The sequence below is a fragment of the Hydrogenophaga sp. genome (assembly GCF_041633695.1).
Lineage (GTDB): Bacteria > Pseudomonadota > Gammaproteobacteria > Burkholderiales > Burkholderiaceae_C > Hydrogenophaga.
Window position 1 is genome coordinate 1 of record NZ_JBFJMY010000010.1, and the last position, 24,862, is coordinate 24,862.

The 24,862-nt window shown below is 63.1% G+C and carries 25 protein-coding genes; 19 read left to right on the top strand and 6 right to left on the bottom strand.

Annotation, left to right across the window (positions count from 1 at the left end; all coding sequences use genetic code 11):
* Positions 1-523: DNA glycosylase AlkZ-like family protein (locus ABYB95_RS01240; protein WP_372656601.1), on the top strand; the 523-nt coding region annotated here is incomplete at its 5' end.
* An 84-nt stretch (positions 524-607) separates the two neighbouring features.
* On the opposite strand, the gene fabI is transcribed toward ABYB95_RS01240, so the two are convergent.
* On the bottom strand, positions 608-1,405 hold the full coding sequence (gene fabI / locus ABYB95_RS01245; RefSeq protein ID WP_372656603.1) for an enoyl-ACP reductase FabI: 798 nt from the start codon (positions 1,403-1,405) through the stop codon (positions 608-610).
* Positions 1,406-1,443: 38 nt separating this feature from the next.
* Between fabI and ABYB95_RS01250 the strand changes: the two genes are divergently transcribed.
* The 14 genes from ABYB95_RS01250 (at position 1,444) to ABYB95_RS01315 (ending at position 18,624) form a co-directional block, all read left to right on the top strand.
* On the top strand, positions 1,444-3,306 hold the full coding sequence (locus ABYB95_RS01250; protein WP_372656604.1) for an extracellular solute-binding protein: 1,863 nt from the start codon (positions 1,444-1,446) through the stop codon (positions 3,304-3,306).
* Between the two features lie 3 nt (positions 3,307-3,309).
* Positions 3,310-4,338 carry a microcin C ABC transporter permease YejB gene (locus ABYB95_RS01255; protein ID WP_372656605.1) on the top strand — a complete coding sequence of 343 codons (1,029 nt, stop codon included), beginning with the start codon at positions 3,310-3,312 and terminating at the stop codon, positions 4,336-4,338.
* On the top strand, positions 4,322-5,368 hold the full coding sequence (locus ABYB95_RS01260; RefSeq protein WP_372656606.1) for an ABC transporter permease: 1,047 nt from the start codon (positions 4,322-4,324) through the stop codon (positions 5,366-5,368). The genes ABYB95_RS01255 and ABYB95_RS01260 overlap by 17 nt, the downstream gene beginning before the upstream one ends.
* Positions 5,365-7,020, top strand: coding sequence for an ABC transporter ATP-binding protein (locus ABYB95_RS01265; RefSeq protein WP_372656607.1), 1,656 nt, complete (start codon positions 5,365-5,367; stop codon positions 7,018-7,020). The genes ABYB95_RS01260 and ABYB95_RS01265 overlap by 4 nt, the downstream gene beginning before the upstream one ends.
* A 76-nt stretch (positions 7,021-7,096) precedes the next feature.
* Complete coding sequence (locus ABYB95_RS01270) at positions 7,097-7,900, top strand: DUF2189 domain-containing protein (protein WP_372656608.1); 804 nt, start codon at positions 7,097-7,099, stop codon at positions 7,898-7,900.
* Positions 7,901-7,921: 21 nt separating this feature from the next.
* Positions 7,922-8,143, top strand: coding sequence for a DUF2788 domain-containing protein (locus tag ABYB95_RS01275; protein WP_372656609.1), 222 nt, complete (start codon positions 7,922-7,924; stop codon positions 8,141-8,143).
* 150 nt (positions 8,144-8,293) lie between these two features.
* Complete coding sequence (rimP, locus tag ABYB95_RS01280) at positions 8,294-8,884, top strand: ribosome maturation factor RimP (RefSeq protein WP_372656610.1); 591 nt, start codon at positions 8,294-8,296, stop codon at positions 8,882-8,884.
* 71 nt (positions 8,885-8,955) lie between these two features.
* Positions 8,956-10,455, top strand: a complete 1,500-nt coding sequence (gene nusA, locus ABYB95_RS01285; RefSeq protein ID WP_372656611.1) for a transcription termination factor NusA — start codon at positions 8,956-8,958, stop codon at positions 10,453-10,455.
* A 31-nt stretch (positions 10,456-10,486) separates the two neighbouring features.
* On the top strand, positions 10,487-13,327 hold the full coding sequence (gene infB / locus ABYB95_RS01290) for a translation initiation factor IF-2 (RefSeq protein ID WP_372656612.1): 2,841 nt from the start codon (positions 10,487-10,489) through the stop codon (positions 13,325-13,327).
* A 12-nt stretch (positions 13,328-13,339) separates the two neighbouring features.
* Positions 13,340-13,711, top strand: a complete 372-nt coding sequence (gene rbfA, locus ABYB95_RS01295) for a 30S ribosome-binding factor RbfA (RefSeq protein WP_372656613.1) — start codon at positions 13,340-13,342, stop codon at positions 13,709-13,711.
* A gap of 2 nt (positions 13,712-13,713) precedes the next feature.
* Positions 13,714-14,700 (top strand): tRNA pseudouridine(55) synthase TruB, encoded by a 987-nt coding sequence (truB, locus tag ABYB95_RS01300; RefSeq protein WP_372656614.1) that lies wholly within the window; start codon positions 13,714-13,716, stop codon positions 14,698-14,700.
* Complete coding sequence (gene typA / locus ABYB95_RS01305; protein ID WP_372656615.1) at positions 14,697-16,520, top strand: translational GTPase TypA; 1,824 nt, start codon at positions 14,697-14,699, stop codon at positions 16,518-16,520. The genes truB and typA overlap by 4 nt, the downstream gene beginning before the upstream one ends.
* Before the next feature lie 38 nt (positions 16,521-16,558).
* Entirely contained in the window at positions 16,559-17,503 is a 945-nt protein-coding gene (locus ABYB95_RS01310) for a DMT family transporter (protein ID WP_372656616.1), read from the top strand.
* 17 nt (positions 17,504-17,520) lie between these two features.
* A complete protein-coding gene (locus ABYB95_RS01315; RefSeq protein ID WP_372656625.1) occupies positions 17,521-18,624 on the top strand; it encodes an enoyl-CoA hydratase/isomerase family protein in 1,104 nt (367 codons plus the stop codon).
* 33 nt (positions 18,625-18,657) lie between these two features.
* On the opposite strand, the gene ABYB95_RS01320 is transcribed toward ABYB95_RS01315, so the two are convergent.
* The 4 genes from ABYB95_RS01320 to smpB form a co-directional block, all read right to left on the bottom strand.
* Positions 18,658-19,476 carry an anti-sigma factor gene (locus tag ABYB95_RS01320; protein WP_372656617.1) on the bottom strand — a complete coding sequence of 273 codons (819 nt, stop codon included), beginning with the start codon at positions 19,474-19,476 and terminating at the stop codon, positions 18,658-18,660.
* Between the two features lie 11 nt (positions 19,477-19,487).
* Positions 19,488-20,030, bottom strand: coding sequence for an RNA polymerase sigma factor (locus tag ABYB95_RS01325; protein ID WP_372656618.1), 543 nt, complete (start codon positions 20,028-20,030; stop codon positions 19,488-19,490).
* Between the two features lie 36 nt (positions 20,031-20,066).
* Entirely contained in the window at positions 20,067-20,384 is a 318-nt protein-coding gene (locus ABYB95_RS01330; protein ID WP_372656626.1) for a hypothetical protein, read from the bottom strand.
* 156 nt (positions 20,385-20,540) lie between these two features.
* Positions 20,541-21,035 carry an SsrA-binding protein SmpB gene (gene smpB / locus ABYB95_RS01335; RefSeq protein WP_372656619.1) on the bottom strand — a complete coding sequence of 165 codons (495 nt, stop codon included), beginning with the start codon at positions 21,033-21,035 and terminating at the stop codon, positions 20,541-20,543.
* Positions 21,036-21,196: 161 nt separating this feature from the next.
* Here smpB and ABYB95_RS01340 point away from each other — a divergent pair, with 161 nt between their 5' ends.
* Both ABYB95_RS01340 and ABYB95_RS01345 read left to right on the top strand, forming a co-directional pair.
* A complete protein-coding gene (locus ABYB95_RS01340) occupies positions 21,197-21,655 on the top strand; it encodes a type II toxin-antitoxin system RatA family toxin (protein ID WP_372656620.1) in 459 nt (152 codons plus the stop codon).
* Positions 21,656-21,662: 7 nt separating this feature from the next.
* A complete protein-coding gene (locus ABYB95_RS01345; protein WP_372656621.1) occupies positions 21,663-21,992 on the top strand; it encodes an RnfH family protein in 330 nt (109 codons plus the stop codon).
* A gap of 69 nt (positions 21,993-22,061) precedes the next feature.
* Here ABYB95_RS01345 and ABYB95_RS01350 read toward each other — a convergent pair whose 3' ends face one another.
* On the bottom strand, positions 22,062-22,607 hold the full coding sequence (locus tag ABYB95_RS01350) for a DUF4124 domain-containing protein (RefSeq protein WP_372656622.1): 546 nt from the start codon (positions 22,605-22,607) through the stop codon (positions 22,062-22,064).
* Positions 22,608-22,779: 172 nt separating this feature from the next.
* Here ABYB95_RS01350 and guaB point away from each other — a divergent pair, with 172 nt between their 5' ends.
* Both guaB and ABYB95_RS01360 read left to right on the top strand, forming a co-directional pair.
* The gene (gene guaB / locus ABYB95_RS01355) at positions 22,780-24,249 is read left to right on the top strand and encodes an IMP dehydrogenase (RefSeq protein WP_372656623.1); all 1,470 of its coding nucleotides are present in this window, start codon (positions 22,780-22,782) and stop codon (positions 24,247-24,249) included.
* Positions 24,250-24,433: 184 nt separating this feature from the next.
* On the top strand, positions 24,434-24,862 hold a 429-nt coding region (locus ABYB95_RS01360; protein WP_372656624.1), incomplete at its 3' end, for a gamma-glutamyl-gamma-aminobutyrate hydrolase family protein.

Below are 24,862 nucleotides of genomic sequence, written 5' to 3' on the forward strand. Positions count from 1 at the left end.
GGATCTGATCGTGCGCCTGTACGCACCCCTGCCTGCCGCCAGCCTGGGTTATCTGGCCGGCCTTTTGCGCTACGGCGCGCCGCAGTTGGTAGCCGAAACCCGCCAGGCGGTGCTCTCGGCGAAGTCGCGCTACGCGCATGCCGTGGTCGAAGGCCAGACCTGGTACTGGCCCGCCGACGAAAACCCGCGCTCCAGCCGGTACGCGCCCGACGAACAGCTGCGCCTGCTGGCGCCCTTCGACCCCGTGGTCTGGGACAGGCGCCGGTTTGAACGGCTCTGGGGTTGGGCCTACCGGTTCGAGGCCTATGTGCCCGCACCCAAGCGCACCATGGGGCACTACGCCTTGCCCGTGCTGTGGGGCGGGCAGATGCTGGGCTGGGCCAACTTGCGGGTGGACGGCGGGCGGCTGCGGCACGAGCTGGGCTTTGTGGGCAGCCGGCCGCAAAGCCCAGCGTTCAAATTGGCGCTGGAGCAGGCGCTGGGCGAGTTCGAGGCCTTTCTGGGTTTGAACGAACGCGTTTGAATGCGCCTGCAGGAACTTGCGGTGGGGCCTTGGACTACCGTCCGTCCCATGCCTTCTCAGCCCGGTGGCGCTTGATCGCCCCGGTCAGACCACGACGTCGCTGTCGCGGCTGATGCCGGCGGTCTGGTTGAAGCCGCCATCGACATAGGTGATCTCGGCGGTCACACCTGCGGCCAGATCCGACAGCAAAAACGCGGCCACGTTGCCCACGTCGTGGATGGTGACATTGCGGCGCAGCGGAGAAGCGTTGGCCACGATGTTCAACAACTTGCCAAAGTCCTTGATACCGCTGGCGGCCAGGGTTTTGATGGGGCCGGCGCTGATGCCGTTGACGCGGTGTCCTTTGGGGCCCAAGGACTCCGCCAGGTAGCGCACCGAGGCTTCCAGGCTCGCCTTGGCCAAACCCATGGTGTTGTAGTTGGGCACAGTGCGCACACCGCCCAGGTAGCTCAGCGTCAGCAGGGCGGACTGCGGGTTGAGGTAGGGCAGGGCTGCCTTGGCCATGCCGGGGAAGCTGTAGGCGCTGACGTCGTGCGCGATGCGAAAGCCCTCGCGCGACAGCCCTTCCAGAAAGTCACCGGCAATCGCTTCGCGTGGCGCAAAACCGATGGCGTGCACAAAGCCATCAAAAGTGGGCCAGGTGGCCGAGAGATCGGTGAACATGCGCTCGATCTGCTCGTCGCTGGCCACGTCGCAGTCGAACACCAAGGTCGAACCAAAGTCGGCGGCGAATTCGGTGATGCGCTCCTTGAAGCGCTCGCCCACATAGCTGAACGCGAGTTCGGCGCCCTGCGCGTGGCAGGCCTTGGCGATGCCATAGGCGATAGACCGGTTGGACAAGACGCCCGTGATCAAGAATTTTTTTCCAGCGAGAAAACCCATGCTTTTAGACTCCAATGAAATTCCAGCAGAATTGTCTCATGCGCCCCATCCCTCTTAGCCCCCGTTTCTGGGCCGCCCTCGTTTGCGCCTTTGTGGCGTTCTCCGCTGGAGCGCCGTCCCTGGCCTGGGCCGCCCACGGTTATGCCCTGTGGGACGATTTGAAGTACCCGCAGGGGTTTGCGCATTTCGACTACGTCAACCCCGCCGCCCCCAAAGGCGGCGAGCTGCGCCTGGTGGCGAATTCGCGCGTGTCGACCTTTGACAAGTACAACCCCTTCACCATCAAAGGCAACGCACCCACCTATTTGTCGGCGTTGATGTTCGACACCTTGCTGACCGGCTCCCTGGACGAAACCGGCTCGGGTTATGGATTGCTGGCGCAAGACGTGACCGTGGCGCCCGATGGCCTGAGTGCCACTTTCCAGCTGAGACCCCAAGCCCGTTTCCACAACGGCGACCCGGTGCTGGCCGCCGATGTGAAACACAGTTACGACACCCTGATCGGCGAGTTCGTGTCCCCCGCGTACCGAAGCGCCTTGGAGGATGTGGCAGGCCTGGACGTGCTGAGCGAGCGCACGGTGCGGTTCCGTTTCAGGAAGGCCAACCGCGAACTGCCGCTGACCGTTGGCGGCCTGCCGATTTTCAGCCGCCAGTGGGGCGTGGTGGACGGCAAGGCCAAACCCTTCGACCAGGTCGTGACCGATATCCCCATTGGCAGCGGCCCTTACCGGATCGGGCCGGTGCGCTTTGGCAAAGACATCACCTATGTGCGCGACCCCGGGTACTGGGCGCGCGATCTCAACGTGCGCCGCGGTAGCCACAACTTCGACCGCATCCTGGTGAAGATTTACCGCGACAACACCGCCCGCCTGGAAGCGCTGAAAGCGGGGGAATTCGATCTGATGAGTGTGTATTCGGCGGGCGACTGGGCGCGGCGGGTCAATGGCAGAAAGTTCAACACCGGCGAGCTTGTCAAGGGCGAATTCCAGCACCGCCTGCCCACCGGTTTCCAGAGTTACTTTCTCAACACCCGCCGCCCCATGCTGCAAGACGCGCGGGTGCGCCAGGCACTGGGTCTGGCGCTGGACTACCAATGGATGAACCGCCAGTTGTTTTATGGTTCGTACCAACGGGTGAGCGGTTTGTTCGGCAACACCGATTGTGCCGCCAGCGGCCTGCCGTCGCCCCAAGAGCGGGTTTTGCTGGAGCCCTGGCGCGGCCAAATTCCAGAAGCGGTGTTTGGCCCCATGGCCGTGCCGCCCCGCACCGATGGCGATTCGTCCCTGCGCGCCAACCTGCTCAAGGCCCGTGCCTTGCTCCAGGCGGCTGGCTGGACCATTCAGGACGGCGTGCTGCGCAATGCGCAAGGCCAGGCCATGGAGCTGGAGTACCTGGACAGCAGCGAAGGCGGCGTGCGCACCGTGTCGCAGTGGATTCGGGCGCTGGAAAAGCTGGGCATCACGCTGAAGTTTCGAGCAGTGGATTTTGCGCTGTACCAACAGCGGCTGGACCAATTCGACTTCGATATCGCCTCGCTCAACATACCCGGCACCCACAACCCGGGGCAGGAATTCGCCGATCTGTTCGGCAGCAAGGCGGCAAAAACCGAAAACTCGGCCAACTTTGCCGGCGTCAGCAGCCCGGCGGTGGACGCGCTGGTGGCGCAAATGGTTGCGGCCAAAACCAAGTCCCAATTGTTGCCCGCCTGCCGGGCGCTGGAGCGTGTGATCACGCACAGCCACTACCTGATCCCTGCGTGGTCCTCGGGCACGCACCGCATGGTCTACAACGCCTGGCACCTGGCTCGGCCCGCCCAGATCCCGCCCTATGTGCAGGGCGAGGCCTGGGCGGTTGAAACCTGGTGGGCAAAAGCCAGCCCCAATGCGGCGCAGCCACAATAAGCCATGTTCGCCTACATCGCCAAACGCCTGCTGTTGATGCTGCCCACCTTGTTTGGCGTCTTGCTCATCACCTTTGTGGTGACCCAGTTTGTGCCGGGCGGGCCGGTCGAACAATACTTGGCAGAGACGCGCGCCGCCGCCGGTGGTCGCAGCGAAGGCGGCGGCCTGAGCTACCGGGGCGGGCAGGGCGTCGACCCCAAACGGATCGAACAAATCAAAGCGCTGTACGGCTTCGACAAGCCTGCACCCGAGCGCTTCTGGCTCATGCTGAAGCAATACGCCCGGTTCGACCTGGGTCAAAGTTTTTTCCAGAACAAACCGGTGTGGCAACTGATCCGCGAGAAGCTGCCGGTTTCCATCAGCCTGGGGCTCTGGACCTTTTTCATCAGCTACCTGGTGGCTGTTCCGCTGGGTGTGGCCAAGGCGGTGCGTGCCGGTTCGCGCTTTGATCTGCTGACCACCCTGGCCGTGCTGGTGGGTTACGCCATTCCCGGCTTTGTGCTTGGTGTGGCTTTGCTGGTGGTGTTTGGCGGTCAATTGCAATGGTTTCCCTTGCGCGGCCTGACATCGGCGAACTGGGATGAGTTGAGCTGGGGCGCTCGCGTGGTCGACTATCTCTGGCACATCGCCTTGCCGGTGACGGCCATGGTGCTGGGTAGTTTTGCGGTCACCGCGATGTTGACCAAAAACGCCTTTCTGGAAGAGATCCGCAAGCAATATGTGATGACCGCGCGGGCCAAAGGCCTGAGCGAGCGCCAGGTGCTCTGGAAGCATGTGTTCCGCAACGCCTTGATTCCCATCGTCACCGGCTTTCCGGCCGCGTTCATCGGCTCGTTCTTCGCTGGCTCGCTGCTGATCGAAACCCTGTTTTCGCTCGATGGGCTGGGACTTCTGGGCTACGAAAGCGTGATCCGGCGCGACTATCCCGTCGTGCTGGGCACCTTGTATCTGTTCACGCTGATCGGCTTGTTGACCAAGCTGATCAGCGATCTGTGTTACGTCTGGGTGGACCCCCGTGTCAAGTTCGACTAAGCCCGCATCGCTGTCGCCTTCGCGGCGGGCCTGGCAGCGCTTCAAGCGCAACCGCCTGGGCTTTTGGAGCCTGGTGCTGTTCTGTACGTTGGTGGTGCTCAGCCTGTTCGCCGAGGTGCTCTCCAACGACAAGCCGCTGCTGGTTCGCTACAACGGGAGCTACTACCTGCCGTTGGCACACGACTACCCCGAAACCACCTTTGGCGGTGACTTCCAGACCTCGACCGATTATCTCGACCCTTACATCCGCGAGAAGCTGGGCGCCGGCGACAACTGGGCCATTTACCCGCCCAACCCGTATGGCTCGCGCACGCTGAACTACTTTGCCCGCGAGCCCAACCCGTCGCGCCCCACGCGCGAGAACTGGCTGGGTACCGACGACCGGGGCCGCGACCTGCTGGCGCAGCTGGTTTATGGCTTTCGTCTGAATGTGCTGTTTGGTCTGGCGCTCACCTTCATGGGCGTGGTGATCGGTGTCATCACCGGCGCGATCCAGGGGTTTTTCGGCGGCAAGACCGATCTCACCTTCCAGCGCTTCATCGAGATCTGGAGCTCCATGCCCGAGCTGTATTTGTTGATCATTTTTTCGGCGCTGTTTTCACCCAGCATCAGCCTGCTGCTGATCCTGCTCAGCCTCTTTGGCTGGATGGGCTTGTCCGACTACGTGCGGGCCGAGTTCCTGCGCAACCGCCAGCTCGACTATGTGCGTGCCGCGCGCGCCATGGGTTTGTCCAACTGGCAAATCATCTGGCGCCATGTGCTGCCCAACAGCCTGACACCGGTGGTGACCTTTTTGCCGTTTCGCATGAGCGCGGCCATCCTGGCGCTCACCTCGCTCGATTTTCTCGGCTTGGGCGTGCCGCCCGGAACACCCTCGCTGGGCGAACTGCTGAGCCAGGGCAAGAACAGCATCGACGCTTGGTGGATCTCTTTGTCCACCTTCGCGGTGCTGGTGATCACCTTGCTGCTGCTCACGTTCATGGGCGACGCTTTGCGCGATGCCCTGGACCCCAGAAAGGCCGACGTATGAGCCAGCCCATACAGACCGAGAGCAGCGGTCGCGCCCCCGGGGCCGAGGCAGCGCTGCTCGAAGTCAAAGGCCTGCGGGTGGCCTTCGGTGGGCAAGCCGTGGTGCACGGCATCGATTTTTCCATCGCCAAAGGCGAAAAACTGGCCCTGGTCGGCGAATCGGGATCGGGAAAAACCGTCTCCGCGCTGTCGTTGCTGCGGCTGGTGCACAACGCCGAGGTTTCGGGTTCTGCGTTGCTGCAAGGGCGGGACCTGCTGCAGATGACCGAGCACCAGTTGCGCGGCGTGCGTGGCGATGACGTCGCCTTCATTTTTCAAGAGCCGATGACGGCCTTGAACCCGCTCTACACCGTGGGCGAGCAAATCGCCGAGGTCTTGCAACTGAAAAAGGGCTTTGGTGCCAAGCAGGCGGTGGCCGCGACGACCGAACTGTTGGCGTCGACCGGCATTGCCGAACCGGCGCGCCGCGCCGGCGCCTATCCGCACCAGCTTAGCGGTGGTCAGCGGCAGCGCGCCATGATCGCCATGGCCTTGGCCAGCCAGCCCCGGCTCTTGATTGCCGACGAACCCACCACCGCGCTCGACGTGAGCTTGCGTGGACAGATTCTGGACCTGCTGTCCGATCTGCAACGGCAGCACGGTATGGCGGTGTTGCTCATCACGCACGACCTGCACCTGGTGCGGCGTTTCGCGGATCGCGTGGCGGTCATGGAGCAAGGCACCCTGGTGGAGCAAGGCCTCGTGGCCGAGGTGTTCGCCCGGCCGCAGCACGCCTACACACAAAAGCTGCTCGCCAGCCGACCCGAGCGCGATGTGGTCGAGCCGCTGGTCAACGCCGGCCACGCAGAACCACCGGTGCTGCAAGCCCAGGCCTTGCGGGTGAGCTACCCGGTGTCGTTGCCCGGGGTGCGTGGCTGGTTTCAAAAAGGCGCATTCATCGCGGTGCAGGACCTGCACTTTCAACTCGAACGCGGCCGCACACTGGGCGTGGTGGGTGAGTCGGGTTCGGGAAAGTCCACCTTGGCCTTGGCGGCCCTGGGTCTGTTGCCGCACACCGGCAGTCTGAGGGTCACCGGAACGGATTGGGCGCAAGCGCAGCGCACGGGCCAAGGCCGCGCCTTGCGCCGCCGCATGCAAGTGGTGTTTCAAGATCCTTACGGATCGCTGTCGCCGCGCATGACCGTGGAGCAAATCGTCGGTGAGGGACTGCTGGTGCACGAGCCCCTGCTGAGCGCATCGGAGCGCCGGGAGCGGGTGGCACGGGCGCTGGCCGACGTCGGTCTGGTTCAAGATCCCGGCGAGGGGCGCGATTGGCTTCAGCGCTACCCACACGAGTTCTCCGGTGGTCAGCGACAGCGCCTGGCTATCGCGCGTGCGCTGATCGTCGGTCCCCAGGTGCTGGTGCTCGACGAGCCCACCAGCGCCTTGGATGTGACGGTGCAAAAACAGGTCTTGTCGCTGTTGCAGCGCCTGCAGCGCGAGCGCGGCCTGAGCTACCTCTTGATCACCCACGATGTCGACGTGATCCGTGCCATGGCGCACGAGGTGATGGTCATGAAAGACGGTCTGGTGCTGGACCATGGGGCGGTGGCACAGGTGCTGGACCGGCCCCAGCACCCGTACACGCAAGCGCTGGTGCGCGCCGCGGCTTGACCTGTATCAACCAGCCCGGCAACGCAGGCCGCTATAAACCCCGTGTCGGCTTCGGCCCATTTCCAGGATATTTTTCATGCGAGAACGCTCGCCAGCCCGGTCTTCCTTGGCACCCGCTCCCCGCCAGGTAGACCTGCGCTCGCCCTGGCGCTGGTTGGCGCTGGGTTGGGCCGATCTGTGGCGCCACCCGGTGCCGGGCTTGTTCCATGGTTTTCTGCTGACCGCCGTGGGTGCCGCCTTGTTGTGGCTGGCCCGCGACCGGTTCTGGTTGCTGGCGGGTGCTTTTTCCGGTTTCTTGATCGTGGCCCCCATCTTGGCCACCGGCCTGTACCAGGTCAGCCGCGCTCTGAGTGCGGGTCGCAGAGCCGGCCTGCGCGAAGTGGTGTCGCTTTGGCGATCCTTGGATGCCCGTCTGGTGCGCTTTGGCCTGCTGCTGGGTTTGGCGGGTACTGGCTGGGTGCTCACCTCGGCCGGCCTCATCACCTTGTGGTCACCTGCGGCCATCCTCAAGCCCATGGACTTTTTGCGCCATGTGGTGCTGGCGCCAGACCTGGGGCTGTTTGAAGTGTGGCTGCTGTTGGGCGCCTTGCTGGCAGCACCCGTGTTTGCGTCCAGTGTGGTGGCCATTCCCATGCTGGTCGACACCAGCGTGCCCGTGAGCATGGCCGTGGTCGCGAGCTGGCGGGCCGTGGCCAACCACCCTGGCCCCATGGCGCTGTGGGCTGCGGTGATCGCCGTGCTGATGGGCTTGAGCATGCTGACGGCCTTGTTGGGGCTGGTGGTCTGCATCCCCTGGCTTGCGCATGCGAGCTGGCATGCGTACCGCGATCTGGTCCGCGACACGACCCCCGGCGAGGCGCAGACGCCGCCTTCGGCTTGACACGGCCGAAACCAAGCGCATATGGAAAACACGGTTCTGGGCTACACCGAAGGCCAAATCGCCCAGTTTGGTCTGAGCTTTGGGGTTGGTGCCTTCATTCTTTACATGCTTTTTATCGTGCTGAACCTGGCGCTGGAGTCCAAAGCGGGCAAGTTTGGCACCTTCATGTTGTTCTTGGTGCTGTCGCTGGGCATGCTGGGGTTTTTGGCAAAATCCGTGATCCAGTGGGTTTTGGGGATTTAATCGGGACAAGGGGTTTGGCGTTTGCAAAAGAGGCCTTGTACGCGTTACAATGTGAGCTTCACGACCAAATGGGCGGGTAACTACCGGCCCATTTTTTTTGGCCGAACGCTTTTTCACATTACGCAATTCCTAGGGTAAACACCACACACGATGGCCTGGCAAGAAATCGTTGAGCAAACCGTCACTGGACTGGGTTACGACTTGGTGGAGCTTGAGCGCTCCGCCGGTGGTTTGCTGCGGGTCACCATCGACTGGCCGTGGACCGCGCCCGTCGATGGCGCCGAAGTGGTGCCCGAGCGGTTTGTGACGGTGGAGGATTGCGAAAAGGTGACCCGGCAATTGCAGTACCTGCTCGAAGTCGAAGAGGTGGCTTACCGCCGGCTGGAAGTGGGGTCGCCTGGTATTGACAGGCCATTGCGGCGTGAAATCGATTTCATCCGCTTTGAGGGGCAGATCGTGGATCTGAGTCTCAAGGCGCCGATTGGCGCCACCGATTCAACGGTGTCGGCCCTTCGCAAAAAATTCCGCGGCACGCTGGAGCGTGCTGCCGATGGTGTGCAGTGGCAGGTGGTCTGGAGCGATGCGCCCGAGCCCAAGCCCGGACAGCGCGTGAGCAAAAAAAGAGTGCCGCCGCCATTGCAGGCCCTGACGTTTTCGCTGGACGATATCCAGCTGGCCCGGTTGGCGCCGATCGTGAATTTCAAAGGGCGGCAAAGCCCTGGCTCTGCGATCGACGCTTGAACCCCGGACCGATAGCTATCAAATGAAACCCTTGTACAGACAAGAACCAATCCGAAAGGTGGGCGAGTGAAATGAACCGCGAAATGTTGATGCTGATTGATGCCATCTCGCGCGAGAAAAACGTCGAGCGTGATCTGGTGCTGGGCGCCGTTGAGCTGGCGTTGGCCTCTGCCACCAAAAAACTCTACAAGGGCGAGGTGGACATCCGCGTGGCCATGGACCCCGACACCGGCGCGTACGAGACGTTCCGTCGCTGGTTGGTGGTGCCCGATGAGGCCGGCCTGCAAAACCCGGACGCCGAAGAGCTGGTGACGGATGCACGCGATGAGCTGCCCGATATCGAAGAAGGCGACTACATCGAGAAACCGGTCGAGAGCGTGCCGATTGGCCGCATTGGCGCCATGGCGGCCAAGCAGGTGATTCTTCAGAAGATCCGCGACGCCGAGCGCGAAATGCTGCTCAACGATTTCATGTCGCGTGGTGACAAGATTTTTGTCGGCACCGTCAAGCGCATGGACAAGGGCGACCTGATCGTGGAGAGCGGCCGTGTCGAAGGCCGGCTGCGCCGCAACGAGATGATTCCGAAGGAAAACTTCCGCACCGGTGACCGCGTTCGCGCCATGATCATGGAAGTGGACACCACCTTGCGCGGTGCTCCCATCATTCTTTCGCGCTCATCCCCGGCCTTCATGATGGAGCTGTTCAGCCAGGAAGTGCCCGAGATCGAACAAGGCCTGCTGGAGATCAAGACCTGTGCCCGCGATGCGGGTTCGCGCGCCAAGATCGCCGTGCAATCGCACGACAAGCGCATCGACCCCATCGGTACCTGTGTCGGTGTGCGGGGCTCGCGTGTCAACGGCGTGACCAACGAATTGGCCGGTGAGCGTGTCGACATCGTGCTGTGGAGCGAAGATCCGGCCCAGTTCGTGATCGGCGCGCTGGCACCTGCCAACGTGGTGTCCATCGTGGTGGACGAAGAGCGCCACGCCATGGACGTGGTGGTCGACGAAGAGAACCTGGCCATCGCCATCGGGCGGGGCGGGCAGAACGTGCGTCTGGCCTCCGAGCTGACCGGTTGGCGCATCAACATCATGACCGCCGACGAATCGGCGCAGAAGCAGGCGGAAGAGTCCGATGGCATTCGCAAGCTCTTCATGGCCAAGCTCGACGTGGACCAGGAGATTGCCGACATCCTGATCGAAGAGGGTTTCACCAGTCTGGAAGAAGTGGCCTACGTGCCCTTGCAAGAGATGCTGGAGATCGAATCTTTTGACGAAGACACGGTGAACGAGCTGCGTGCCCGTGCCAAGGACACCTTGCTCACCATGGAAATCGCGCGCGAAGAAAGCGTGGAAGAGGTTTCGCAGGATGTGCGGGATCTGGAAGGCGTCACGCCCGAACTGGTGGCCAAGCTGGCCGATGCAGGCGTACACACCCGCGACGAATTGGCCGACCTGGCCACCGATGAATTGACCGACATTACCGGACAGACACCCGAAGAGGCGAACGCGCTGATCATGTTGGCTCGTGCGCACTGGTTTGCCAGTGACGAAGCCCAGCAATCGAATTGACCAGCGGAGGCCCCAGCGGAGAAACGAACCTATGACAAGTACCACCGTCGCCGAATTGGCTGCCGAGTTGAACAAACCCACCTCCCTGCTGCTGGAGCAACTCTCCGCATCGGGCGTGCCCAAGTCGTCGGGAACCGATGCGGTTTCCGATGCAGACAAGCAGATGCTGCTTGGCCACCTGAAGGCCAGCCACGGCACCGCCGGGGGCGAGCGAAGAAAGATCACGCTCGTCAAGAAGTCCACCAGCGAAATTAAGCAGGCGGATGGGACCGGTCGCGCCCGCACTATCCAGGTGGAAGTGCGCAAGAAGCGCACCTTCATCAAGCGCGACGACGAAGTCGCCGTGCCCGAAGTGGTGCCGGAGCCTGTTGAAGCGGCCCCGGTGGTCGATTCGGCCGAGCTTGCTCGCCGCGAGGAAGACGCGCGCCGCCAAGCCGAGCTGCTGCGCCGCCAGGAAGAAGAACTGATCCAGAAGCGCCGGGACCGCGAGGCGGAAGAAGCGCGACAAGAGCAGGCTCGTGTGGAAGCAGAAGCCACCCAGGCCATTGCTGCCGCGAAGACGCAATCGGCGGTACCCGCCACTTCGAGCAAAGCCGCGCCGGATGCCGAGCCCAGCGCCGCACAGGCAGCCGAAGCCGAAAAAGCCAAATTGGCGACACAGGAGCGTGAAGCCGGTGTCAAGGCCGCCGCCGACAAAAAGGCGGCCGACAAGAAAGAAGACGACTTGCGGGCCAAGGATCTGGTGGATCGCCGCCAGAAGGCCGAAACCGAAGCGGCCAACATCCGCGCCATGATGGCGGCCCCCGCCAAGACCATGGTGGCCAAGAAGCCGGAACCCGATCCGAAGTCGGCGATCAAGGGCACCTTGCACAAACCGGCGGGCACACCTGGCAAGCCCGCCGTCGCTGTTGCCGGCGTGGCTGGCAAGAAGGAAGTCAAGTCCGAGAACCTGTCTTCCACCTGGAAAGACGACGCCGCGAAGAAAAAAGAAATCAAGACCCGGGGCGACACCAGCGCCGGACGCTCCAACTGGCGTGGGGGCCCGCGCGGCCGTCGCAACGACCGCGATTCGCGCGACAACAGCCAGAGCACCTTTGTGGCGCCGACCGAATTCAAGGTCATCGAAGTGCATGTGCCCGAAACCATCACCGTGGGCGAACTCGCGCACAAGATGAGTTTGAAGTCGTCCGAGGTCATCAAGCAATTGATGAAGCTGGGCCAGATGGTCACCATCAACCAGCCGCTGGACCAGGACACCGCCATGATCGTGGTGGAAGAGCTGGGCCACCAGGCGGTTGTGGCCGCGTTGGACGATCCGGAAGCCTTTGCGGATGACGAAGGTGCGTTGCAGGAGTTTGAGTCCTTGCCGCGTGCTCCCGTGGTCACCGTCATGGGTCACGTCGATCACGGCAAGACTTCGCTGCTCGACTACATCCGCCGTGCCAAAGTGGCGGTGGGCGAAGCCGGCGGCATCACCCAACACATTGGCGCCTACCACGTGGAAACCCCACGCGGCATGGTGTCCTTCCTCGACACCCCGGGTCACGAGGCGTTCACCGCCATGCGTGCCCGTGGTGCGCAGGCCACCGACATCGTGATTCTGGTTTGTGCGGCCGACGACGGCGTCATGCCCCAGACCAAGGAAGCCATCAAACACGCGAAAGCGGCCGGAGTGCCGATCGTGGTGGCCATCACCAAGATCGACAAACCCGACGCCAACCTGGAGCGCGTCAAGGGGGAGCTGGTCTCCGAGCAGGTGGTCCCCGAGGAATTCGGCGGCGAGTCGCCTTTCGTCGGCGTTTCCGCCAAAACGGGGCAGGGCATCGAAGAGCTGCTGGAGCAGGTGTTGCTGCAGGCCGAGATTCTCGAACTCAAGGCACCGGTGGAGTCCATGGCCAAGGGCCTGGTGATCGAAGCCCGCCTGGACAAAGGGCGTGGTCCGGTCGCCACCGTGCTGGTGCAATCCGGTACGTTGAAAGCGGGCGATGTGGTGTTGGCTGGTCAGACCTCGGGCCGCGTTCGCGCCATGCTCGATGAAAACGGCAAACCGGCCAAAACCGCAGGCCCTTCCATCCCGGTGGAAATCCAGGGCCTGGCAGAAGTGCCACAGGCGGGCGATGAGTTCATGGTGATGACCGACGAGCGCCGTGCGCGCGAGATCGCCACCTACCGTGCCGGCAAGTTCCGCAACACGAAACTGGCCAAACAACAGGCCGCCAAGCTGGAGAACATGTTCTCCGACATCTCGGCGGGCGAAGTCAAGATCTTGCCCATCATCGTCAAGGCCGACGTGCAGGGTTCGCAAGAAGCGCTGGGCGCATCCTTGCTCAAGCTCTCGACCGACGAGGTCAAGGTGCAATTGGTGTTCTCTGGCGTGGGCGGCATCAGCGAGTCCGACGTCAACCTCGCCATTGCATCCAATGCGGTGGTGATCGGCTTCAACGTGCGGGCCGATGTCGGTGCGCGCAAGCTGGCCGAAGGCAACGGTGTTGATATGCGTTACTACAACATCATTTACGATGCTGTGGACGAGCTCAAGGCCGCCATGACCGGCATGTTGGCGCCCGAGAAGCGGGAAGAAATCATCGGCAATGCCGAGATCCGGACCGTCTTCGTGGCAACCAAGATCGGCACGATTGCGGGCTGTATGGTCACTGCGGGCCAGGTCACACGCAACGCCCACTTCCGCCTGCTGCGCGAAAACGTGGTGATCTACACCGGCGAGATCGACACGCTCAAGCGCTTGAAGGACGATGTGCGCGAAGTCAAAGAAGGCTTCGAGTGCGGTATCAAGCTCAAGAACTACAACGACATCAAAGAGGGCGATCAGCTCGAATTCTTTGAAGTCAAGGAAGTGGCGCGCACGCTGTAAGCGGCTCATCACATGGCACGCAAGTCCTCCACCCCCAACCGCGGTTTTCGCGTGGCCGACCAGATCCAACGCGATCTGGCCGAGCTGATCGCGCGCGAGCTCAAGGATCCCCGGGTGGGCATGATCACCATCAACGCCGTCGAGGTCACGCCCGACTACGCGCACGCCAAGGTGTTCTTCAGTGTGCTCACCGGCAACGCCGATGAGGCTTTGCAAGGCTTGAACACCGCTGCGGGCTTTCTGCGCAGCGGTTTGTTCAAACGCCTGCACATCCACACCGTGCCGACGCTGCACTTCCTGTTCGACCGCACCACCGAGCGCGCGGCCGACATGAACGCCTTGATCTCCAAGGCCGTTGCCTCTCGCTCAAAGGACGAGGACTGACCATGCAGGGCCAACGCACACGGGTGCAACGGCGCCCTGTGCATGGGGTGCTGTTGCTCGACAAGCCGCTGGGTCTATCCAGCAACCAGGCCTTGCAAAAGGCCAAGTGGTTGCTGCGCGCTGAAAAAGCCGGCCACACCGGCACGCTCGATCCCTTGGCCACAGGCGTGTTGCCGCTGTGTTTTGGCGCGGCCACCAAGTTCAGCCAGTTGCACCTGGACGCCGACAAAACCTACGAAACCGTGGTGCACCTGGGTGTGAAGACCACAACGGCGGACGCCGAAGGCGATGTGGTGGAAACCCGGGCCGTGACGTGCACGCCGGGGCAAGTGGTCGAGGTGCTGGATCGTTTCATGGGTGACATCGAGCAGGTGCCACCCATGCACAGTGCGCTGAAGAAGGACGGCAAACCGTTGTACGAATACGCGCGCGATGGCGAGACCGTGGAACGCGAAGCGCGCCGCGTCACCATCCACGACCTTGATCTGCTGGACATGCAGCTGGTTGGCGACAAGCCCAGCCTGCGCCTGCGTGTGCGTTGCAGCAAGGGCACCTACATCCGTACCCTGGGCGAAGACATCGGCGAAGCTCTGGGCTGTGGTGGGCATCTGACGATGCTGCGCCGCGTGGCCACCGGGCCGTTCTCCATCGCACAATGTGTGACGCTGGCGGCACTGGAGGCCGAAGACGACACCCAGCGCCTGGCCCATCTGCTACCGGTGCCGGCTCTGTTGCCGGGACACACCCCGGTCACGCTGGACGAAGACAATGCAGCGCGCTTCCTCAGCGGTGTGCGCCGCCGAGGCGTTTGGCCCAACGACAACCAAGTGGCCGTTTTTGGCCCGGTGCCCTTTGCCGAAAAGCAAAGCGCCGAAACCACCTTGCTCGGCAGTGCCCATACGGCTGGCGGCGAACTCATCCCGGGGCGGCTGCTGAGCCCCATCGAAATACAGCAAATCCTGGAAACCGCAACGGAACTCGCATCATGAGCAAACAAATCCGCAACATCGCCATCATCGCCCACGTTGACCATGGGAAAACCACCATGGTCGATCAATTGCTGCGCCAGTCCGGCACGTTTGCCGACCACGAAAAAGTGGTCGACACCGTGATGGACAACAACGCCATCGAGCGCGAGCGTGGCATCACCATCCTGGCCAAGAACTGCGCCGTGAGCTGGGAAGGCACGCACATCAACATCGTCGACACCCCCGGCCACGCCGACTTCGGTGGCGAGGTGGAGCGTGCGCTGTCCATGGTGGACGGCGTGGTGCTGCTGATCGATGCGCAGGAAGGCCCGATGCCGCAGACGCGCTTCGTGACCAAGAAAGCCCTGGCCTTGGGTCTGCGCCCCATTCTGGTGGTGAACAAGGTGGACAAGCCCGGTGCACGCCCCGATTTCGTCGTCAACGCCGCTTTCGACCTGTTCGACAAGCTCGGCGCGACCGACGAACAGTTGGACTTCCCCGTGGTCTATGCCTCGGGCATCAATGGCTGGACCTCGCTGGAAGAGGGCGCACCCGGTGAGCAATGGGGCCCCGACATGTCGGCCCTGTTCAATACCGTGTTGAGCCATGTGCCAGCCCAAACCGGTGACCCGGCTGCACCGCTGCAACTGCAAATTTCCGCACTCGACTTCTCCACCTTTGTGGGCCGTATCGGCGTGGGCCGCATCAGCGCGGGCACCGTCAAACCCATGATGGATGTGGTTGTGATGGAAGGCCCTGATGGCAAGGCCATCAAAGGGCGCGTCAACCAGGTGCTGACCTTCCACGGTCTGGACCGGGTGCAGGTGACCGAAGCCGGCCCTGGCGACATCGTGCTGATCAACGGCATTGCCGACATCGGCATTGGCGTGACCATCACCGATCCCACCAACCCCGCTCCGCTGCCCATGCTCAAGGTCGACGAACCGACCCTGACCATGAACTTCTGCGTCAACACCAGCCCCCTGGCCGGTCGCGAAGGCAAGTTCGTCACCAGCCGCCAGATCTGGGACCGCCTGCAAAAAGAGCTGCAACACAACGTGGCCTTGCGCGTCAAGGAAACCGACGAAGAAGGCATTTTCGAGGTCATGGGCCGTGGTGAGTTGCACCTGACGATCCTGCTGGAAAACATGCGCCGCGAAGGCTACGAACTCGCCGTGTCCAAGCCGCGCGTGGTGTTCCGCGATGTGAATGGCGAGAAGCACGAGCCTATCGAGTTGGTGACCGCCGACATCGAAGAAACCCACCAGGGTGGCGTGATGCAAGCGCTGGGCGAGCGCAAGGGCGAGCTGGTCAACATGGAGTCCGACGGTCGTGGTCGTGTGCGCCTGGAGTACCGCATCCCGGCCCGTGGCCTGATCGGTTTCACCAACGAATTCCTGAACCTGACGCGTGGTTCGGGCCTGATCTCCAACATTTTCGACAGCTACGAAGCGCACAAGGGCGATATCGGTGGCCGCAAAAACGGCGTGCTGATCTCCATGGACGACGGTGAAATTTTCACCTACGCCCTGGGCAAGCTCGATGACCGCGGCCGCATGTTTGTGCGCGCCAACGATCCCGTGTACGAAGGCATGATCGTCGGCATCCACAACCGCGACAACGACCTGATCGTGAACGCCACGCGCACCAAGCAGCTGACCAACTTCCGCGTCAGCGGCAAGGAAGACACGATCAAGATCACGCCACCGATCGAACTGACGCTGGAATACGGCGTGGAATTCATCGAGGACGACGAACTGGTCGAAATCACGCCCAAGAGCGTGCGTCTGCGCAAGCGCTACCTGAAAGAGCACGAGCGCAAGCGCGCCAGCCGCGACTGACGCGGACGCCAGCGCACGCCGCCCACCACGAGCCAAACATGTCCGGTCGTCGCTTCAGTCACGGTCAGGCGGTCTGGCTCATGGTGCTGGTGACCCTGCTGTGGTCGCTGGCGGGTGTGGTCTCGCGCCAGCTGGAAGCGGCCCGTTCGTTCGAAGTCACCTTCTGGCGCAGCCTGACCACGGCGGTCTCGCTGCTGGTGTTGCTGCCTTTGTGGCGCGGGCGGCAGGTGTTTGCCGCCATGCCTTGGCGCAGCAAGAGCTTCTGGCTGTCGGGCGTTTGCTGGTCGGTGATGTTCACGGCTTTCATGGTGGCGCTCACGCTCACCACCGTGGGCAAGGTGCTCATCACCATGGCCGCAGGGCCCTTGTTCACCGCCTTGATGGCCCGCTTCGTCAACCAGCAGCGTCTACCGCGACGCACCTGGCTCGCGGTGTTCGCCGCCGGCGTGGGTATCGCCTACATGTTTGGCTCTCAGTGGCGCCTGGGTGAGGACGAGGGCTTGCTGGGCTCTCTGGTGGCCTTGTTGGTCCCCATCGCTGGCGCGGTGAACTGGACGGTGGTGCAGAGGGCCCGCTCGCGCGACATTCCGCTGGATCTGGTGCCGGCCGTGCTCCTGGGAGCGGTGATTTCCGCTCTGGCAACGGGGCCCCTGGCCTGGCCTTTTGTCGCCAGTGGCAGCGATATTGCTTGGTTGTCCTTTCTCGGCCTGTTTCAGCTCGCCATTCCGTGTACCCTGAGTGTGCTGTGCGCACGCCATCTGTTGGCGCCTGAAATATCGCTGCTGGGCTTGCTGGAGGTGGTTTTTGGCATTCTGCTGGTGTGGCTGCTGGCGGGCGAGGCCCCGCGCAGCTCGACCCTGATCGGCGGTTCGCTGGTCATGGGTGCCTTGTTGGTGAACGAATGGCTGGGCTGGCGCAGCCGCCAAGGTGTGCGGCCCGCAGGCAGCACAGCAACCAGCGGTCAAACAATTTCGACCGATTGAAACGGAATTTCCAAGTGATGAACCCCACCACCGCGCCCGAAGGCCACGTGATCGCCGAAGTCCAAGGACGTGTCGGCTTGCTCACGCTGAACCGACCGCAAGCGCTCAATGCGCTGTCGCTGGACATGATTCGGCAGATCAGCCAGGCCTTGCTGGCTTGGCGCGACGACCCGATCGTGCTCGCGGTTGCCGTGCGCGGCGTCAACAAGGTCGGCCCGTTTGGCGCCTTTTGTGCCGGTGGCGACATCCGGTTTTTCCACCAGGCGGCGATCGCCGGCGACACCGCGCTGGACGATTTTTTCACCGAAGAGTACGCGCTCAACCACCTGATCTACACCTACGAAAAGCCTTACATCGCCTTCATGGACGGCGTTGTCATGGGTGGCGGCATGGGCATCAGCCAAGGGGCCAGCCTGCGTATCGTGACCGAGCGCAGCAAGCTGGCCATGCCCGAAACCCATATTGGCCTGTTCCCCGACGTGGGTGGCGGCTATTTCCTGAGCCGTTGTGCAGGCCGCCTGGGCGAATACCTCGCGCTCACGGGGCAGGCACTGAACGGCCGCGAGGCCATATCCGCCGGGCTGGCCGATGGGTTCATCGATTCGGGCCGCTTGACCGGCTTGTGGGCCTCGCTGGCCCAAACGCCTTTTGAAAACGGCGCTTCGGTCGAACGCTGGTGCGCCAGCCATTTGAACGCCACCGTCTTGCCCCCGAGTTGGCCGGTCGAACTCGTGGACCGGCTTTTTGGCTTGCCCGACATGGTGCAGATGATGGCGGTGCTGGAAGCCGACCCCACACCCTGGTGCGTAGAAACCGCGCAAACCTTGCGCAAACGCTCGCCATTGATGCTGCACGTGGTGCTGGAACAGATCCGCCGCGCACGTGGCATGGGTCTGAGCGACGACTTGCGCATGGAGCGGGATCTGGTGCACCGCTGTTTCTACCTGCGCCCGGGTGCGGCCAGCGAAACGGTGGAGGGCATTCGCGCTCTGGCCGTGGACAAAGACCACCAGCCGAAATGGAACCCCGCGCGGGTCGAAGACGTCACGCCCGACATGGTGGATGCCTTTTTCCAGAGTCCGTGGACGCCGCAAGAGCACCCTTTGCACAAGCTCGCGTAAGCCGGGCGCTGTTGCCCGGCGCTGGCTCGGGCATCAGAGCTGCGGATAAACGGCCAGTGCCAAGGCCATCAAAGCGTCCCGATCCAGTGGGCCGCTCAGGGCGTAGCCAAACCCCTGGTCCACCCAGTAAAAGCCGGGCACCGGGCCTTCTTTGGAATAGCTGAACGCGGTCTCGTGGGTGTTTTGTGACGTGGACGGCGCCGTGACCGCACCCAGGTAGAGCGTGACGCGCACGCCCGCCGCATTTTGGAACATGAACTGCGCGCGCGCGCCGCTGTCGCCTGGCAACAAGCGCCCCCCCACCAACTCGTAGCCTTGCGCCGTCAACCGAGGGATTTTCAGTTCTCGCCCCATGCGCCGCGACAACCACTGCACCAAGTGGGCTTCATCGGCGGCGCCGACCTCCACCGGGTGCCGCTTCTCGGGTGAGTACACCGCGTGCGCCACCGCAGCGTCGCGCGCAAAACCCGGTGGCGACGCCGCTTGCGCCATGCTCCGGGCGCCGCCATCGATGGGCGGCCATTGCGCGTGAAGACCCCAGCCCGCAGCAAATGCCAGCGCCAGGCTGGCGGCCATGCCACCCCAACGCCACCATTGGGATGCCCGCTGGCGCGAAGAGCCCAGGCGGGCAGCCGCCTCCAGCAGAGTGGAGGGTACCGGCTCGTCCAGCAAGTCGCGGTGCAGACCACGCAGCAGATCGCGCTGGTTCTGCCAGGCCGCCAGGCGTTGCTGGCCCGTTTCGTCTCGCGCCAACCGCGTCTCCAGCGCCTGGCGTTCGAGCGCGGGCAGGCCGGGATCGAGCAAGGCGTTCAATTCCAGATCGGTCAGCGGGGCAGGGTGTTGGGTTTCCATGGCAAATGGGCTTATTTCAGCCGCCTCAACGGGGGCGCAGGCGGGTGCTCGTTGCTGGTGCCGGCCGGCTGGCTCTCGGGCGGGTTCATCAGCGCCTGCAGCCGGCTGCGCGCCCGCGACAGACGGGACATGACCGTGCCCACCGGCGCCCCGGTGACGCGGGCGACCTGGGCATAGCTCATGTCTTCCAGGCAGACCAGCAGCAGCACCGAACGCTGGTCGTGCGGCAAGCGCAGCAGGCAGCGCTGCAGGTCCATGGCCAGGGCGTGTTCCGATACCGGGGCCTGCAGTTCGCCCGCCACCGCGTCCAGATCGACCGCCGTTCCCGCCGATGTGCGGCGATAGGCCCGCCGCACATCGCTCACGTGCAGGTTGTGCATGAGCGTGAACAACCAGGCGCGCAAATCCGTGCCCACGATCCACAGGCGCCACTTGCGGCACGCACGTTCCAGCGTGTCCTGAACCAGGTCGTCTGCGGCCCAGGCGTCACCGGTCAGCACGCGTGCGTAGCGCCGCAGGCTGGGGATGTGCGCGACAAGATCGTTCGGGTTCATCGCATGGCCGGCGGCGCTGCTGGGTTCTGGGTTCGATCAGGGCTTGACCACGTGCCAGACGTTGTTGAAACCGTCGCCGGTCTTGTCGCCCGGTTTGCTGTCCTTGACCCACAGGTACAAGGGCTTTCCTTTGAAGGCCCATTGTTTTTGGCCATCGTCGCGGGTGACGACGCTGTAGTCGCCGCTGGGCATGTCGCTGCCGCTGGCCATCAGGGGTGGCCAGTTGGTGGCGCATCCACCGTTGCAAACGGACTTGCCGCTGCCGGCCACGTCCTTGTCGAACACATACAGTGTCATGCCGCTGGGGGTGGCCAATAGGCCGTCCACCACCTGGGTGGGGCCGCCGTAGGCCATGGATGCACAGCCGCCCAGCAGGGCAGCGCTCAAATACCAGGGTGTCCAATTTTTCAATTCGTTCTCCAGCTCGGGTTGCGCAGACCATCTCTGCATGGGAACGAACGCTGGCGGCCCGTGGAATATTCCATCGGACCTGAAATAAAAGCAGCAGGGTCAGCGTTTTTGGCTTTTCATGACGCGCTCCACCTCGCGTTTGCCCTCGCGCTCCTTGATGGTGCTGCGCTTGTCGTGTTCCGCCTTGCCCTTGGCCAACGCCAGCTCGCATTTCACTTTGCCGCTCTTCCAGTGCAGGTTCAGCGGCACCAGGGTGAAGCCTTTTTGCTCGATTTTGCCGATGAGGGTGCGGATCTGGTCCTTGTGCAGCAACAACTTCTTGGTGCGCACCGAGTCCGGGGTGACGTGGGTGGAGGCCGAATTCAGCGGATTGATCTGGCAGCCGATCAGGTACAGCTCGCCGGAGCGGATCACCACATACCCGTCGGTGAGCTGGACCTTGCCTTCCCGCAGCGCCTTGACCTCCCAGCCTTCGAGCACCATGCCCGCCTCGAAGCGTTCTTCGATCGCGTAATTGAAGAACGCCTTTTTGTTGTCTGCGATGCGTGCGTCCACGCCCTTGGTGGATGTGGCTTTGCTGGATTTGGTGACCATGAAAACTCAGATGGGGCCCGACGGCGAAAAATCGAGGGCCAATACAATGGACGGCAACGTGTCGTGCCGCTAAACGATGTCACGGTGGCTGGCACCGGTCACTTTGCATGCCCATCTCGATCTGAGACAGAAGAGCGTCCGGCATGGCCAGCCCCGATTGTATGAAAACCATTCACAAATCCGTATTGCTCTCGCACAGCGCCCATGAAATGTTTGCGCTGGTGACCGACATCGAACACTATCCCCAGTTCCTGCCCTGGTGCGACCACGGCGAAGTGCTGGCGCAAAACGGGGATCAGGTGACCGCCAAAGTGGGCATGGCCATCAGCGGCCTGCGCCAGAGCTTCACCACCCGCAACACCCACGAGCTCGACCGGCAGGTGCTGATGGAGCTGGTTGATGGCCCGTTTTCCCAACTCGATGGTTGCTGGAAGTTCACGCCCCTGGGCCAGCCTGGCCAGCGCGCCTGCAAGGTCGAGTTCCGCCTGAGCTACGGCTTTGCCAGCGTAGCGTTGGCGTCCCTGGTCGGGCCGGTGTTCGACAAGATCGCAAGCAATCTGGTGGACGCCTTCGTCAAACGGGCCGACACCGTCTACGGCGCAGACCCTGCGACCATCTGAACAGGCCATGAAGATCACGCTGATCTATGCGAGCGCGCCCCGCGTGGTGCACGAGCGAGTCTGTGAAGTGGCCGAAGCTTGCACGGTGGGCCAGGCACTGGAGCAAGCGGGCTGGCTGGAGCGCTTCCCGGAGATTCGGGGCGAAACCTTGGGCCTGGGCGTGTGGGGGCGCAAAACCGACTGGCGGGCTGCATTGCAACCAGACGATCGCCTGGAGGTGTACCGCGGTCTGCGCGTGGACCCCAAGGTGGCGCGGCGCGAGCGCTTCGTTGGCCAGGGCGCACGCTCCACCGGACTGTTCGCCAAGAAGCGACCAGGCGGCAAGCCCGGGTATTGAGCGTATCGAGATCGCGGTGTTCGGGTGTGTGTCAGTCCTGTGGCCGCACAGCGCCTGGGCAGAAAGCGATCAGTTCACTTGCGGAGGGTTGCAGTCCGCGCGCACGACCTCGTTCAGGCGCTTGCCTTCGTCGGCGCGCGCCTTGTCGTCCATGATTTCACGCTCGCCTTTGGCGTTGGTGGTGGCGATGCGGATACCCGAATCCAAAGTGGCTTTGGCACGCTTGGCCCTGTCGCAGTTCTCGGCCTGTGCTTTGGCTTGCTGCGCCGCTTCTTCTTTTTTCTTGGCCAGTTCGGCTTCTTCGGCCTGCTTCTTCTTCAATTCCAGTTGTTCATCCTTGCCGCTCAAGACCGGCGCGGTGGCGCTGGTTGTTGCGGGCACGGTGGCGCTGGTCGAAGCGGGAGACGACGCCGCAGGCGCTGCGCTGCGCGCGTAGGGCCGCTTCACGATGTTTTTTTCGGGCACCCCAGGTGGCGGCGGGGTGTCGCTGAAGACCTTGCGGCCGGTGTTGTCCACCCATTGCCACTGTGCAAGGGCGGCGCTGCAAGCCAGGGCGGTCAGGGCGGCGAGCAAGGGGGCACGCCAATGCAATGCGGTAGAGCGTCGTTTGTCCATAGCGGCAGTTTAGCGTTCGCGCACGCCCAAGCGGGGTTTCTGTTGCGCCTTCGCACGCAAGGAAGTGCGGAAAGCCCACATTTTCCAAGGTCTTGGCCTGTGTGGCGAAGTCCCTCTGCCGAATCGGGAGGTCGGTCACCCGGATACAATCGTGTTTTTGGAGCTTTTCCCCATGCGCCTACTCGGCAAAGCGCTCACCTTCGACGATGTCTTGTTGGTGCCCGCGTACTCCCAGGTCCTGCCCAAGGACACCTCGCTCGCTACCCAGTTTTCCCGCAACATCCAGCTCAACCTGCCCCTGGTTTCTGCTGCCATGGACACGGTGACGGAAGCGCGTCTGGCCATCGCCATTGCCCAGGAAGGCGGCATTGGCATCATCCACAAGAACCTGACGGCGCAAGAGCAGGCCGCGCAGGTGGCCAAGGTCAAGCGCTACGAATCTGGCGTGTTGCGCGATCCGGTCGTGATCACACCGCAGACCACGATCCGCCAGGTCATGAAGCTGTCCGAGGATTTGGGCATCTCCGGTTTCCCCGTGGTCGACGCGGGCAAAGTGGTGGGCATCGTCACGGGGCGGGACTTGCGTTTTGAGACCCGGTTTGATTTGCCGGTGAGCGAAATCATGACGCCACGCGAGCGCCTGATCACCATGCCCGACGGCACCACGCCGGCCGAGGCCAAGACCTTGCTCAACAAGCACAAGCTGGAACGCCTGCTGCTGGTGAACGACGGTTTTGAGCTCAAGGGCCTGATCACGGTCAAAGACATCACCAAACAGCTCAATTTCCCGAACGCTGCGCGCGACGCGGCGGGTCGCCTGCGCGTCGGCGCGGCGGTGGGTGTGGGTGAGGGCACAGAAGAACGCGTGGAAGCGCTGGTCAAAGCCGGGGTCGATGCCATTGTGGTCGACACCGCGCACGGCCACAGCAAGGGCGTGATCGAGCGCGTGCGCTGGGTCAAGCAGAACTACCCGCAGATCGACGTGATCGGCGGCAACATCGCCACCGGCGGCGCGGCCTTGGCCCTGGCCGAAGCCGGTGCCGACGGCGTCAAAGTGGGCATTGGCCCTGGCTCCATCTGCACCACCCGCATCGTGGCCGGTGTGGGCGTGCCCCAGATCATGGCGATCGACAATGTGGCTTCCGCGTTGCAGGGCACGGGCGTGCCCCTGATTGCCGATGGCGGCATTCGTTACAGCGGCGACATCGCCAAGGCCATCGCGGCCGGCGCCAACACGGTGATGATGGGCGGTATGTTCGCCGGCACCGAAGAATCGCCCGGCGAGATCGTGCTGTACCAGGGCCGCAGTTACAAGAGCTACCGGGGCATGGGCTCCATTGGCGCCATGCAGCAGGGCAGCGCCGACCGCTATTTCCAGGAGTCCAGCACCGGCAACCCGAACGCCGACAAACTGGTGCCCGAAGGCATTGAAGGCCGCGTGCCCTACAAGGGCTCGGTGGTCTCCATCATCTTCCAGATGGCGGGCGGTCTGCGTGCCTCCATGGGCTATTGCGGTTGCCCCAGCATCGAGCACATGCGCCACAAGGCCGAGTTCGTGGAGATCACCTCGGCCGGTATCCGAGAAAGCCATGTGCACGACGTGCAGATCACCAAGGAAGCGCCCAATTACCGGGCGGAGTGAGCTTTCCCCCCGCGCCGTTGGATGAGATGCCCCCCGCGCCGCCTTCGGCGTCACCACCCAAGGGGGCGGCACCAGCGGCCCGGCAAAGCCGGTTCCGCGGTGCCCTTCAAAGGGTTATCGCATTCCTCGGGCCGCCTTGTCAGTCGGCCCGTTTGTTTTCTGAATTCCAATTGCTTCCATCGCCATGCAGCACCAGAAAATCCTGATCCTCGATTTCGGCTCCCAAGTCACCCAGCTGATCGCGCGCCGTGTGCGCGAAGCGAACGTCTATTGCGAGGTGCACCCCTGTGACGTGAGCAGCGAATGGGTGAAAGAATTCGCGGCCGATGGTCAACTCAAGGGCGTGATCCTGTCGGGCAGCCACGCCAGCACCTACGAGGCCCAAGACCTGCGCGCGCCGCAAGCGGTCTGGGATCTGGCGGTGCCGGTGCTGGGCATTTGCTACGGTATGTTCGCCATGACGGTTCAACTGGGTGGCCAGGTGGAGGCTTCCTCGCACCGTGAATTCGGTTATGCCGAGGTGCGCGCCCATGGCCACACCGCCTTGCTGAAAGACATTGCCGACTTCACCACGCCCGAAGGCCACGGCATGCTCAAGGTGTGGATGAGCCAC

Coding starts and splice junctions, on each gene's coding strand:
- fabI (WP_372656603.1), bottom strand. CDS start 1,405: ATGGGTTTTCTCGCTGGAAAAAAATTCTTGATCACGGGCGTCTTGTCC.
- ABYB95_RS01250 (WP_372656604.1), top strand. CDS start 1,444: ATGCGCCCCATCCCTCTTAGCCCCCGTTTCTGGGCCGCCCTCGTTTGC.
- ABYB95_RS01255 (WP_372656605.1), top strand. CDS start 3,310: ATGTTCGCCTACATCGCCAAACGCCTGCTGTTGATGCTGCCCACCTTG.
- ABYB95_RS01265 (WP_372656607.1), top strand. CDS start 5,365: ATGAGCCAGCCCATACAGACCGAGAGCAGCGGTCGCGCCCCCGGGGCC.
- ABYB95_RS01270 (WP_372656608.1), top strand. CDS start 7,097: ATGCGAGAACGCTCGCCAGCCCGGTCTTCCTTGGCACCCGCTCCCCGC.
- ABYB95_RS01275 (WP_372656609.1), top strand. CDS start 7,922: ATGGAAAACACGGTTCTGGGCTACACCGAAGGCCAAATCGCCCAGTTT.
- rimP (WP_372656610.1), top strand. CDS start 8,294: ATGGCCTGGCAAGAAATCGTTGAGCAAACCGTCACTGGACTGGGTTAC.
- nusA (WP_372656611.1), top strand. CDS start 8,956: ATGAACCGCGAAATGTTGATGCTGATTGATGCCATCTCGCGCGAGAAA.
- infB (WP_372656612.1), top strand. CDS start 10,487: ATGACAAGTACCACCGTCGCCGAATTGGCTGCCGAGTTGAACAAACCC.
- rbfA (WP_372656613.1), top strand. CDS start 13,340: ATGGCACGCAAGTCCTCCACCCCCAACCGCGGTTTTCGCGTGGCCGAC.
- truB (WP_372656614.1), top strand. CDS start 13,714: ATGCAGGGCCAACGCACACGGGTGCAACGGCGCCCTGTGCATGGGGTG.
- typA (WP_372656615.1), top strand. CDS start 14,697: ATGAGCAAACAAATCCGCAACATCGCCATCATCGCCCACGTTGACCAT.
- ABYB95_RS01310 (WP_372656616.1), top strand. CDS start 16,559: ATGTCCGGTCGTCGCTTCAGTCACGGTCAGGCGGTCTGGCTCATGGTG.
- ABYB95_RS01315 (WP_372656625.1), top strand. CDS start 17,521: ATGAACCCCACCACCGCGCCCGAAGGCCACGTGATCGCCGAAGTCCAA.
- ABYB95_RS01320 (WP_372656617.1), bottom strand. CDS start 19,476: ATGGAAACCCAACACCCTGCCCCGCTGACCGATCTGGAATTGAACGCC.
- ABYB95_RS01325 (WP_372656618.1), bottom strand. CDS start 20,030: ATGAACCCGAACGATCTTGTCGCGCACATCCCCAGCCTGCGGCGCTAC.
- ABYB95_RS01330 (WP_372656626.1), bottom strand. CDS start 20,384: ATGGCCTACGGCGGCCCCACCCAGGTGGTGGACGGCCTATTGGCCACC.
- smpB (WP_372656619.1), bottom strand. CDS start 21,035: ATGGTCACCAAATCCAGCAAAGCCACATCCACCAAGGGCGTGGACGCA.
- ABYB95_RS01340 (WP_372656620.1), top strand. CDS start 21,197: ATGAAAACCATTCACAAATCCGTATTGCTCTCGCACAGCGCCCATGAA.
- ABYB95_RS01345 (WP_372656621.1), top strand. CDS start 21,663: ATGAAGATCACGCTGATCTATGCGAGCGCGCCCCGCGTGGTGCACGAG.
- ABYB95_RS01350 (WP_372656622.1), bottom strand. CDS start 22,607: ATGGACAAACGACGCTCTACCGCATTGCATTGGCGTGCCCCCTTGCTC.
- guaB (WP_372656623.1), top strand. CDS start 22,780: ATGCGCCTACTCGGCAAAGCGCTCACCTTCGACGATGTCTTGTTGGTG.